Here is an 11,071-nt window from a genome sequence, read left to right as displayed (position 1 = left end):
GGCGAAGCTCGGTCGAGCCCTCGGCCACCGAGAAGAAGAAGGTGAAGGTGCCGTCGTAGCTGGTCGGGGCATCGACGAACACGCGCGGATTGGAGAGATCCGCGAAATTGACCGTCGGGTAGACGAAGGCGGCGTCGTTGACCACCTCGCGCAGCGCCGCCACCAGGCCGAAGCTCGGCACCAGGAAGGTCATCGGGTTCGACGACGCAACCTTGATGTTGCTCTCCAGAACCTCGCCGGTGATGCAGTCGCCATCGAGCTGAATCACCAGGTTGTAATGGAAGAAGCCGCTCGGGGACTGGGCGCTCGCCGACGTCTGAATGGTGGCACCCCACCAATCGTTGTCCGGCATCTGCGCCTCCGAAGTGGTCCACAGACCACCCGGATCGGCCAGCGGGTTGGGATCGTTGCCGGTCCAACGGCCGACCAAGCTGGCCGCGTCCGTGGTCCCCGTCAGCAGGGGATCGGCGTAGAGCAAGAACTCGAGCTGACGGTCGCCGACATCCCAGTGCTCCAATCCGTCGACATCCGCGCCGCCGGTCTCACCGTCGAAGAAGCTCAGGGTGAACTCGCTCGACGTCGAAGGCACCGTCAAAGCGATGCTGACGCCCTGCTCCAAAGTCTCGATGCCCGGGCAACCGAAGCCCAGGAACCGACTGTCCGTCGGATCCGCCGAAGGAAACGCCGCAAACGGCCCTGGGCCAATCTGCGCGACGGCGCCCGTCGCCAAGAAGGTCGCGACGGCAAAAATCAAACCTGACTTACACAGTGTTTTCATCTCAGTCTCCAGTCTCCAATCTCCGCCTCGGATTCGCTGACAAATGAGGTCACGCGCTCTGATTCGAATGTCATGTACCGCTCGTGAGTACAGGTGTACCACCGGCGCGTCAGGGGAGCGTCAGGGGGCCTGGACACTCCGCAGTGACGTGATGGCTCGCGAGCAGGGACCTTGTTTTTAAATTTCTGAACATAGGAAAAACCAGCTATCCCGACGGTCAGAGGATCTCCCAGGCCCGTCAGGAAAATGTCAGGGGGCAATCTGAAGAATCTGAATGAATTCAACTTCCCCGAATTCGCGCAAGAAAAAGGACGAATCCCTCGGTCCGGGCTCGCGATCCGTTATGATCGAAGACTGAGCCTTTGCCACACGTTTCCCGACCTCTCCGCACCCTCCCGCGGAAATCTGGACCGTCTGCGCTGACTTCGGCCATTCCGAAACCGTCATGCAGCCCTCGCCGGAGCTCGTCCGATGAGCACATTAGAGATCCGATTGCTAGGCGGGTTTCAGGTGTTCCGCGATGGGCGCCCGGTGGAGCGCTTCGAATCGCAGAAGGTTCGCGCCCTGCTCGCCTACCTGGCGAGCCATGCCGATCGGCCGCTGAGCCGTGACCAGCTCGCCGGCCTGCTCTGGCCGGACCACGAGCAAGCCACCGCGCGGCGCAATCTCCGCCAGGCTCTCTACAATCTGCGCAGCAACCTCGGCTCCTCCGAAAAGGACGCCATTCGCAGCGCCCATCAGGCGGTGCAGCTCAATCCCGAGATCGAGTATTGGCTCGACGTCCAGGCCTTCGACAAGACCCTGGAGAGAGCCGCCGTCGAAGACGACGACCAGCTCCGCGCCCGCGAGCTGGCGCGCGCTAGCCAGCTCTACCGGGGCGATTTCCTGACCGGCTTCTTCGTCAAGGGCAGCGAAGCCTTCGAGGACTGGCTGGTCGCCGAGCAGGAGCGCCTGCGCGACGCCGCCATCCAGACCCACAAGCTGCTGGTCGAAACGCTGCGCAATCAGGGCGAGTACCGCGACGCGGTGCGCCACGCCCGGCGCCTGGTCGAGATGGACCCGCTGTCCGAAGAGTCCCACCGTGAGCTGATGCAGCTCTACGCCATCTCCGGCCGCCGCAGCCGCGCCCTGGCCCAGTTCGAAGACCTGTCGAGCCTGCTCGAGCGCGAGCTCGGGGTCGAGCCGATGCCCGAGACCCGCATCCTCTACGAGCAGATCCTGCAGCAGGACATGCCGGCCACCAAGGGCGGCAGCGCTGCCGAGCCCCTCGGCCCCTTCGTGCCCCTGGTCGGTCGTCAGCACGCCACCAGCAAGCTGCGCGAAGGCTTCGAGGAAAGCCTGCGCAGCGGCGTCCGCTTCACCCTGATCACCGGCGCCGCCGGTCTCGGCAAGACCCGGCTGGCGAAGTCGGTGATTCACCAGCTCGCCTCCCAGCGTCACACCTCGGTGCTGCAGGGACGAAGCTACAAGAACGGCCCGGTAGTGAGCTTCCAGCCGTTCACGGAGGCTCTCCACGCCGCCCTCTCGGACGATCCACCGCACGAATCGAAGGACCCGCGGAGCCGCCTGCCGGAGCTCGCCGCCGAAATCGCCGGTGCCCTGCCGCCGGTCGCCGAGCCGGCCTGGCGCGCCCCCCTGGAGAGCGCCCCACCACGGCTGCGCTCCCTGCCGGACCTGACGATGCGCCTGTTCGAGGCCTTTTGCGGCCCGCCGACGGCGCGGCATCCGATGATCGTCTTCTTGGACGATCTGCAGTGGGCCGACCCGTCGACCTTCCAGCTCCTCGAGCATCTCCTCGACAAGCTGCGCGGGCTGCCGGTGTGGTTTCTCGGCACCGCCCACCAGGGCCTCGACCCGCATCATCCCCTGGAGCTGCTCCTCCAGCGCCTGTCACCGAAACGCTTCGACCTGATTCCGCTGGAATCCTTCTCGGCTTCCAAGATCCAGGAGATCTCCCGGGTGCTGATCGGTAGCGAGCGCAGCGACGAGCTTTCCGATTATCTCGAGCATCACGGCCACGGCGTTCCACTGCATCTCGTCGAGCTGATCAACCTGCTATGCGACGAAGGGGTCCTGATCCCAGGGCCCGAGAACCGTTGGAGCCTGAGCGACAACCCACCCCTCGACCATCTGCCCCATCCGGAGTCCCTCGATGGTCTGATCGTGCAGCGGGTCAGCCGCCTGCCGACGTCGGCCCGGCAGCTCCTGGTGCTCGCCGCCGTGATCGGCCAGAAGTTCGATGTCGGCCTGCTGCGACGCGCCGCCGAGGAGCACATCGGAGTGGTCGAGATCGGCATCGAGCTGATGCTCGAGCGCTGGTTCATTCGCCAGTTCCCGCGCTACTGGACCGACGACCCCCGCGACCGCGACGTCGTGCTGTGGGCGCGAGGGGCGCGCCGAGGCACCTTCGAGTTCGCCAGCTACCGCATCCGCGAAGCCGTCTACGAGAGCCTCAACCCCCTGCGGCGCCAGCAGATGCACCACCAGGTGGGCAATGCCTTCCGGGAGATCTTTCATGGCCGCGAGCGGGAGGCGGCGGAAGCCCTGGCACACCACTACTCGCTGGCCGGCGAATGGCATCAGGCCTTGCCCTACCTCCACCTCTCGGCGGACAAGGCGGAGCATCTGCAGGACCCCGAGACCGCCCTCTTCTACTGCCGGCGAGGCCGCCAGGCAATGGCCCGGGTGGCGCGCCCGGACGACTCCACCCGCAAGCTCGGCGACGCCCTCCAGGCGATGGAGGAGAGGCTCAGCACGAAGGCCGTCAGCCGCGACGCTTGAGCGCCACCAGCAGGCCGACGACGCCTGCCAGGGCGAAGCCGTTGCTGACCACCACCGCCAGCGGAATCCATGAGCGCTCGCTGAGCAGATAGACCAGGATCGCCCCGTAGACGAAGATTTTCGGCAGGTGGGCGAAAAATCCCGCCCGCGGATTGACCCACCAAGCCCCGGGTCGCCGGGCGGTGCTCTCCACGACTCCGAGAAAGAGCAGCAGAACGCCGAGATAGATCGCCAGGGCGATCCCCACCGGCGGCGCCAACCCGGCCACCAGAACGGCCACCAACACCGCCGCCCAGGTGGCCGAATCGCAGAGCTGATCCCACAGCTTGCCGAGGGCGCTTTCGCACCCCTGGCGTCGCGCCAGGGCACCGTCGAGGGCGTCACAGAGGAGAGCCGCCACAAAGCCGCCCAAGGCCAGCGCGGGAGCCCGTTCGAGGGACCAGATCAGGCTCGCGGCCAGGGCGACGCCGGCACAGCTCAGCAGGGTCGGCGGCACGCCGAGGGCCGCCAAAGGGGTCACCAGCGGCGCCAGGAGAAGATCGCGCAGGCGTCGCACCGCGAGGTAGAGGCGCTCTTCCCAGAGATCCTCCTGCGCCTTGGTGGCACCAACGGACTCGCTCCTCATCAGCTCGGCCATGCTGCGATCACTCCCGATGTCCGGCGGCCAGTGCTCCGCCGCCCCTTCTCCTGCCTTCTACCACAACCTTCGGAGGGGATTCCCGGCGCCCTGTCATCTTGTACGCAGCCAGCACGCCGGGAGATGAGCTACCTGCCGCTGGACCTCGGTAAACTGCCGCCATGGAAGTCGCCGAGCGCACTCCGAAGGGTGCCCTGCTGGCCACCGGCGCCCTGCTGATCGCCGCCGGCACCCTCTACGCCATCGACCCGGGCGCCTGGCAACGGCTGACCGGCCTGCTCGAGCGCTCCGGACCTTGGGGCGAGGCCGCCTTCGTGCTGATCTTCGCACTGGCCACGGTGCTCGCCGTACCGGCTCTGCTGCTGATGACCTTGGCGGTGACCGCCTTCGGCTTTCAAAGCGGCCTGCTGCTCTCGCTGCTCGGCGGTAGCCTGGGCGCCGTGGCAGCCTTCGCCGTGGCCCGCCGCCTCGGACGCGCTGCCGTCGCCCAACGCCTCGCCGACAGCCGTTGGCGAACCGTCGATCGAGCCCTGGCTCGCCATGGCGGTTGGGCCGTGCTGCTCTTTCGACTCCTCCCGATCCTGCCCTTCAACCTGCTCAACTACCTGTGCGGACTGACGGCGATTCGGTTCCGCCACTACCTGCTCGCCACCGTCGTCGGCATTCTGCCCGGAGCGCTGGTCTACTGCCACGCGGCGGCCCAGTTGCCGGACCTCGCCGCCGGTCGCCCGAATCCTCTCGGCATCGCGACGGCACTGCTTCTGCTGGCGGCCCTTTGGCTACTGGTGCCGGCCCTCGCCCACCACTTCGGCGGCGAGGTCCTCGCCGATCTCGCGGACTCCGAACCGACGGACGAGGGCTGATGCGGTACCTGGCCGCCGGGCTCCTCGCGCTGCTCGCCTGTTCGCCGCCGGCCGGCCCTCGCTGGCAGTGGCAGGACACCATCAAGGTCGGTCCCGAGCGCCTCCCCACTCGCGTCGAGCTGCAGCGCGACGCCGCCGGTCGCTGGATCGAACAACGGCGCGCCCTGCGTGGTGAAGTCCTCTCCCAGCGCCCGGCGCCCCAGCCTCCGAGCCCTCGGGGGAGCGAAATTCGGCAGGCCATCGCCACCGTTCGCGGCCATGCCGACCTGACCCCAACGGACCACCTGGGAGGCGGATTCCGGTTCCAGGACAGGCCCTGTCCAGCCCTCCATCGCTGTCTCGAGATCTTCCGATTCGAGGATCGAGCGGGTGCCCCCAGCGAGCGCTGGATCGTCGACCTCGACACCCGACGGGTTCTAGAGCCATGAGACCTCTCCTCCTCCTGGCGTCCTTCCTGCTCGTCCCCGCCGCCGGCGCCCAACCCCTGCCGGAGTGCCACCCACCGGCGCGCTACGTCGCCTGGCCGGAGGCCGATCCCGTTTGGCAGCTTTGTATTCAGCGTCCGAAAGACGGCGGCGGCGCCACCGGATCCGGCCTCGAGCTGCAGCAGGTCTTCTTTCGCGGTCGCCCGGTGCTCGCCCGCGCCCAAACTCCCGATCTCGCCGTCCGTCACCTCGAAGATCCGGAGAGCCCGCTGTGCTCCGGTCGCTGCTTTACCACCTGGAGCCGCCAGGAGCTCGCCTTCGGCATCGACGGCGAGCGCTCCCAGGGTTGGTTCGAGACCGCCCGGCCGGTGGTGACGACCTGCGATCGAGCCCGTCCCCAAAGCTTCGCTGGCAATTGCCCCTGGGGCGAACCCTGGGCCTGTCAGTCCGGTGTCGCACTCGAGGCCGGCGCCGACCGGCTGCAGCTGACCTCCGAGGTCGGGGCCGGCTGGTCTCGCTACACGCTGCGCTGGGTGCTCCACCGGGACGGTCGCATCGAGGCCCTCGTCGGAGCCCTCAGCGAGGGCCGGTCCTGCGCCCGCACGCCGCATCATCACGAGGTCACCTGGCGCTTCGACTTCGATCTCGGCGGCCTGCGCCGGGACGAGGTTTCGGGCCCCGACGGCCTCCCCTATCGCACCGCCGGACGGCGCTCGCGACAACTCGATGGCGATGCCGGCTGGCAGATCCGCGACCCCAAGAGCGGCCGTGGCTACCGCCTGGTGCCGGGGGCCGCGGACCTGCCCTTTCCCCCCGGAGAGCTGTTGGTAACCACCTACGGGGACCCAGCCCCTGCCGGGAGTTGTGCCGAGGAGGGCTTCGGAGATGTGGTGGGCAGGGCGCTCGCCGGCGAAGACCCGGTGCTCTGGTACCGCGCTCGCGCCTTCGTCGACTCGGACGCCCCCTATCGCTGCGCTTGGCTCGGCCCAACCCTGTTGCCGACCGGCCACTGGGGCCAAGCCGCGGACCAGCTTCTCTTCGCCGATGGCTTCGAATCCGGCGACACCTCCGCCTGGTCGGCTCGGCAACCGGCGCCGTAAGCGTTCTTCTTCAGGAAGAGGCCGCCGCGAGGGAGCGCTGCAGTGCGGCGCGCACCGCCTCGGGCGAGTACTCGCGCTCGAGACAAGCTCGACCGGCCGCCACGAGCTGCGCAGCGAGGGCCGGCCCTTGCATCAGCTCATCGAGGGCGTCATGCCATTCGGCCACCGAGTCGGCGACCAACAGCTCGCGCCCGCCTTGGCCGCGGGTGCCGGCGGCGGCCCAAGAGGAGGCGATCACCGGCACTCCGGCTCGCCAGGCCTCGAGAACCTTGATCGGCACTCCGGAGCCACAGCGCATCGGCGCGATGGCGACTCGCGCCTGCGCCAGAATCGGTTGCAGATCCGGCGGCGACTCCACCAGCTCGGCGCCGCGAGTGGCGCGCAGCAACCGCCGCAGGGCCCGCGGCGGCCGCGAGCCGGCAACCACCAAGCGCGCCCGCGGACGCTTCTCGGCCCAGCCTCGCCAGACCGACTCCACGAACCACTGGATGGCGTCGGCATTGACGAAGTAACCGAGATTGCCGGTGAAGACCAAGGTCTCTTGATCGGCCCCGGTGGCCGGCGTCACTGGAGCCGGGGGAACCAGAATCGGCACGACCGCGAGCTCGCCACTATCGCCGGACAGGCGTTGGGCCAGCGCCCGGCGGTCCCGCTCGCATACCAGCCAGGCATTGCCAGCCCGTTCCACCAACCGGCCCTCGGCGCGCAGCAGGCGCTGGGCTTCCCAACGCAACAGCGGCCGCATCCAAGGATGGTCGACCCGTGCCCGGTGCTCGAAGTTGAGCGACAGACTGTCGATCAGATCGCTCACCATCGGACGGTCCCCGAGATCCGGGAGGTGCAGCACCTGACGGGCCAGCAGCAGGACGACGAGATCCACCCGCGGCGCCCAGCGGCGCAGCCGGCGACCGAGATCGGCCTGAAAGAACAGCCCGGCCTGCAGCGGCATCCCCGACCTCAGAGCACGCAGCAAACCGCGCACCTGGGAGCGGCGTCGGCGCCGGTAGAGCTCGACCTGCACTCCCGAAGGCGGCGCCACCGCCGGCCCGCTGGGCTGGGGGGCCAGCAGCTGCACTTCGTGCTCTTCGCCCAACAGCCGCAGTAGCTGTTCGGCGCGCAGCTGATCTCCACGGCGCGCCGGCCAGGGATAGCGCCCGGCTACCAGCAGAATCTTCAAGGGGGTCCGACCGCGCCCCTCAGACCAGCTTGAGGAGGTGGCCGAGCTTTTCGCGCTTGGTGCGCAGATAGTCGCGACTAGTGTCCGTCGGCGGAATCTCGAGGGGTACACGATCCTCGATCTCGAGGCCGTAGCCGGAGAGGCCGACGTACTTGCGAGGATTGTTGGTCATCAGGCGCATCCGCCGCACGCCGAGATCGCGCAGCACCTGGGCACCGATGCCGTAACCCCTCAAGTCCGGTCGGAAGCCGAGCTTCTCATTGGCTTCGACGGTGTCGTGGCCCTGGTCCTGGAGCTCATAGGCGCGCAGCTTGTTGAACAGGCCGATACCGCGACCCTCCTGCAGCAGATAGAGCACGACGCCGCGTTGCTCTTCGCGAATGCGCTCGAGGGCGGCGAGGAGCTGCAGGCCGCAGTCGCAGCGCTCGGAGCCGAAGATGTCGCCGGTCAGGCACTGACTGTGAACCCGCACCAGCACCGACTCATCGGTCGTGACGTCGCCCATCACCAGGGCGATGTGCTCCTCGCCGGTGACCTCCGACTCGTAGCCGTAGATACGGAACTGGCCGTAAGCCGTCGGCAAGTCCGGAGCCGCCACCTGTCGCACCAGCGTCTCGGTGCGCAAGCGGTACTCGATCAGGTCCGAGACGGTGATCATGAGCAGGCCGTGCTTGTCGGCGAATTTCTTCAGGTCGGGCACCCGCGCCATGGTGCCGTCCTCGTTCATGATCTCGCAGATCACGCCCGAGGCATCGCGCCCGGCGAGCACCGCCAGGTCGACCGAAGCCTCGGTCTGGCCAGAGCGCTTGAGCACCCCACCGCGACGCGCCCGCAAGGGGAAGACGTGACCCGGCCGCAGCAGGTCCTGGGGCCGCGTCGCGGGATCGATGGCGGTACGGATGGTCGCCGACCGGTCGGCCGCCGAGATGCCCGTCGAGACCTTGCCGCGTGCCTCGATGGACACCGTGAAAGCGGTTCCGAAGGGGGTGGTGTTGTCCTGCACCATCAGCGGCAAATCGAGCTCGTCGCAGCGCTCCTCGGTGAGCGCCAGGCAGATCAGTCCACGGCCGTGGGTCGCCATGAAGTTGATCGCTTCGGGAGTGACGCAATCGGCGGCGATCGCCAGATCGCCTTCGTTCTCGCGGTCCTCGTCGTCGACGATGATCACGAAGCGACCCTGGCGAAACTGCTCGAGGGCCGCCTCGATGGAAGCGAATGGGGACGCCTTGCTCATGCTTTGTAACTCCGGAGTTCGGGGTGGAGATCCCTCGCAGGAAAGAGGATGAGAGAGCCCACCAGAGGGCTTTCAAAGTCTAACAGACCGCCGGCGAGAGCTGCCGCCTGGGCACTGCTCCAGCGATGGCGGGATTTGGTTGCTGTCTGCGTAGCTCTCGACGAGGCCCGTCACCGGCCGATCGACAACACCGACGCTGCCAGGGGAGCCCGTCATGCTCGACCTTCGACTCTCGATTCTCACCACCATCGCGGGCACCTTCGCCCTGCTGCTCGCGGCCAGCGGGCTCGCCCAGGACAACGGCGAAGTGATCTCGCTCCAGCCCATCGCCGGCTTCTCCGACCTCGCCGACTACATCGAGCAGGTCGAGAAACGTCCTGCCCCACCGCTCGACGCGGCGCGCTACGCCGCCCTCTCGGACATCGACCTCTTCGGACTGACCTACTGGAGCGATGGCCTGAGGGTGAAGGGCTTTCTCCTCAAACCCCGCTCGCCGGGGCCTCATCCGGCGGTGATCTACAACCGCGGCGGTAGCCGCGACTATGGCTCGTTGACTCAGCCGACGGCCTCGATTCAGCTCGGTGAGCTCGCCCGCATCGCCCGCGCCGGCTACCTGGTGGTGGCCAGCCAGTACCGCGGCAACGGCGGCGGCGAAGGTCAAGAAGAGTACATGGGACGGGACCTCCAGGACGTCCTCAGCCTGATCGACCTGCTCGATGCCCGCTCCGACGTCGACGCTTCGCGCCTCGGCATGTTCGGCTGGAGCCGCGGCGGAGCCACCACTTTCCGCACCCTGACCAAGAGCCGTCGCATCCAGGCGGCCGCCGTCGGAGGGCCGGCCGTCAACTACCCGCGGATCATTGTCGAAGCGCCGGAGATGGGCGAGTACTGGTCCGAGTTCGTTCCCGGCTACCACGACGATCCCAAGGCCGCCATGGCCGCCCGCTCGGTACTCTACTGGCCCGATAAGCTGCCTCGCGACGTCCCCCTGCTGATCGTCCACGGTGCCGAGGACGCGCGGGTCGCCACCGACGACATCCTCTCCCTGGCGCTCAAGCTCGAGGGCCTCGACATTCCCTACCGACTGGTGGTCTACGAGGGTGGCGACCACGGCCTGAGCGGTCATCGCGACGAGGCTCTCGGGCAGGTGATCGGTTGGTTCGACCGCCACCTCGCGAACTGAACGGCGCCGAACGGCGTCGCGTCCGCGCCCGACCGGGCTGCGTCAGCTCAGTCGGCATCAGGTCCGCCCGCCAACAGATCGTCGAGCTCATCGCCGTCGGCCAAGGCGGCGCACCAGCCGAAGCCACCGGCCGAGACCAGCTCGCGACCGGCGGCGAGGAGCGCCGTCTGAGCCGCCCGCGCCAGGGCTCCGCCGACGCTCAAGCGCCTCGCCCCCGCCGCCGCCAGATCGGCGACGGTGGCCCCGGCGACCATCGGCGCCAGCACGTTGACCGGTCCCTCGAGAGACCCGGTCACTGCTTTCACCTCGTCGAGGGTCCGCAGGCCGGGCGCATAGAGCACGTCGGCTCCAGCCGCCTCGAAGGCCTGCAAGCGACGGATGGTGTCGTCGAGATACTGACGCCCGTGGAGCAAGTTCTCGGCCCGCGCCGTCAGGGTGAAAGGAAAAGGCAGCGACCGGACCGCCTCGACCGCCGCCTGCACCCGCTCGACGGCCTCGGTTTGGGAGTAGATGCGCCCGGCCGAGCCGCCGCTCCAGTCCTCGATCGAGCCGCCGACCACCCCCACCTCGGCGACCCGGGCGATCGCCTCCGCCACCGCCGCAGGAGAATCACCGAAGCCGTTTTCGAGGTCGACACTCACCGGCAGGTCGGTGGCGGCGCAGAGCTCACGGCAATGGTCGACACACTCGGCCAGCGAGACCTCCCCATCGCGCCGGCCCAGGGTATTGGCGAACCCGGAGCTGGTGGTCGCCAGGGCCTCGAACCCGAGGCCGGCGAGCAGCCGCGCCGATCCCGCATCCCAAGGATTGGGCATCACGAAGGCCCGGTTGCGCTGATGCAGCGCGCGGAAACGAATCGCTTTCTCTGCCTGGGTCGCCATGGCGGGTTCCTT

General features: G+C 68.1%; 10 protein-coding genes. 5 read left to right on the top strand and 5 right to left on the bottom strand.

The features are described 5' to 3' along the window. On the bottom strand, positions 1–778 hold a 778-nt coding region (locus AAF604_19040), incomplete at its 3' end, for a hypothetical protein (protein ID MEM7051769.1). A gap of 471 nt (positions 779–1,249) precedes the next feature. On the opposite strand from AAF604_19040, the gene AAF604_19035 reads away from it, so the two are divergent. After that, entirely contained in the window at positions 1,250–3,559 is a 2,310-nt protein-coding gene (locus tag AAF604_19035) for a BTAD domain-containing putative transcriptional regulator (GenBank protein MEM7051768.1), read from the top strand. Here AAF604_19035 and AAF604_19030 read toward each other — a convergent pair. After that, positions 3,543–4,196 carry a CDP-alcohol phosphatidyltransferase family protein gene (locus AAF604_19030; GenBank protein MEM7051767.1) on the bottom strand — a complete coding sequence of 218 codons (654 nt, stop codon included), beginning with the start codon at positions 4,194–4,196 and terminating at the stop codon, positions 3,543–3,545. The two genes, AAF604_19035 and AAF604_19030, sit on opposite strands and share 17 nt — an antisense overlap. A 161-nt stretch (positions 4,197–4,357) precedes the next feature. Between AAF604_19030 and AAF604_19025 the strand changes: the two genes are divergently transcribed. From AAF604_19025 to AAF604_19015, 3 genes are read left to right on the top strand one after another with little or no spacing between them, the layout of a single operon-like run. Beyond that, positions 4,358–5,059, top strand: a complete 702-nt coding sequence (locus AAF604_19025) for a VTT domain-containing protein (GenBank protein MEM7051766.1) — start codon at positions 4,358–4,360, stop codon at positions 5,057–5,059. After that, complete coding sequence (locus tag AAF604_19020; GenBank protein MEM7051765.1) at positions 5,059–5,487, top strand: hypothetical protein; 429 nt, start codon at positions 5,059–5,061, stop codon at positions 5,485–5,487. Before AAF604_19025 ends, AAF604_19020 begins: the two co-directional genes overlap by 1 nt. Beyond that, positions 5,484–6,584 carry a hypothetical protein gene (locus tag AAF604_19015; GenBank protein MEM7051764.1) on the top strand — a complete coding sequence of 367 codons (1,101 nt, stop codon included), beginning with the start codon at positions 5,484–5,486 and terminating at the stop codon, positions 6,582–6,584. Before AAF604_19020 ends, AAF604_19015 begins: the two co-directional genes overlap by 4 nt. 10 nt (positions 6,585–6,594) lie before the next feature. Here the strand turns inward: AAF604_19015 and AAF604_19010 are convergent, their stop codons facing one another. Beyond that, positions 6,595–7,761, bottom strand: coding sequence for a glycosyltransferase (locus tag AAF604_19010; protein ID MEM7051763.1), 1,167 nt, complete (start codon positions 7,759–7,761; stop codon positions 6,595–6,597). Between the two features lie 19 nt (positions 7,762–7,780). Then, positions 7,781–8,995 carry a bifunctional 3,4-dihydroxy-2-butanone-4-phosphate synthase/GTP cyclohydrolase II gene (locus AAF604_19005; GenBank protein ID MEM7051762.1) on the bottom strand — a complete coding sequence of 405 codons (1,215 nt, stop codon included), beginning with the start codon at positions 8,993–8,995 and terminating at the stop codon, positions 7,781–7,783. A 214-nt stretch (positions 8,996–9,209) separates the two neighbouring features. Here AAF604_19005 and AAF604_19000 point away from each other — a divergent pair, with 214 nt between their 5' ends. Further along, entirely contained in the window at positions 9,210–10,178 is a 969-nt protein-coding gene (locus AAF604_19000) for a prolyl oligopeptidase family serine peptidase (protein MEM7051761.1), read from the top strand. 47 nt (positions 10,179–10,225) lie between these two features. Here the strand turns inward: AAF604_19000 and AAF604_18995 are convergent, their stop codons facing one another. Next, positions 10,226–11,059, bottom strand: coding sequence for an isocitrate lyase/phosphoenolpyruvate mutase family protein (locus tag AAF604_18995; protein MEM7051760.1), 834 nt, complete (start codon positions 11,057–11,059; stop codon positions 10,226–10,228). Positions 11,060–11,071: the final 12 nt, after the last annotated feature.

It is taken from the genome of Acidobacteriota bacterium (genome assembly GCA_039028635.1).
In the GTDB taxonomy this organism is placed as follows: Bacteria; Acidobacteriota; Thermoanaerobaculia; order Multivoradales; family JBCCEF01; genus JBCCEF01.
Note: the sequence above shows the minus strand (reverse complement) of the source record. Positions and strands in the feature narration are given on the sequence as shown.

Excerpts from the sequence above, each read along its gene's own strand:
- AAF604_19015 (MEM7051764.1), top strand. The coding sequence starts at position 5,484 with ATGAGACCTCTCCTCCTCCTGGCGTCCTTCCTGCTCGTCCCCGCCGCC.
- AAF604_19030 (MEM7051767.1), bottom strand. The coding sequence starts at position 4,196 with ATGGCCGAGCTGATGAGGAGCGAGTCCGTTGGTGCCACCAAGGCGCAG.
- AAF604_19000 (MEM7051761.1), top strand. The coding sequence starts at position 9,210 with ATGCTCGACCTTCGACTCTCGATTCTCACCACCATCGCGGGCACCTTC.
- AAF604_19025 (MEM7051766.1), top strand. The coding sequence starts at position 4,358 with ATGGAAGTCGCCGAGCGCACTCCGAAGGGTGCCCTGCTGGCCACCGGC.
- AAF604_18995 (MEM7051760.1), bottom strand. The coding sequence starts at position 11,059 with ATGGCGACCCAGGCAGAGAAAGCGATTCGTTTCCGCGCGCTGCATCAG.
- AAF604_19005 (MEM7051762.1), bottom strand. The coding sequence starts at position 8,995 with ATGAGCAAGGCGTCCCCATTCGCTTCCATCGAGGCGGCCCTCGAGCAG.
- AAF604_19035 (MEM7051768.1), top strand. The coding sequence starts at position 1,250 with ATGAGCACATTAGAGATCCGATTGCTAGGCGGGTTTCAGGTGTTCCGC.
- AAF604_19020 (MEM7051765.1), top strand. The coding sequence starts at position 5,059 with ATGCGGTACCTGGCCGCCGGGCTCCTCGCGCTGCTCGCCTGTTCGCCG.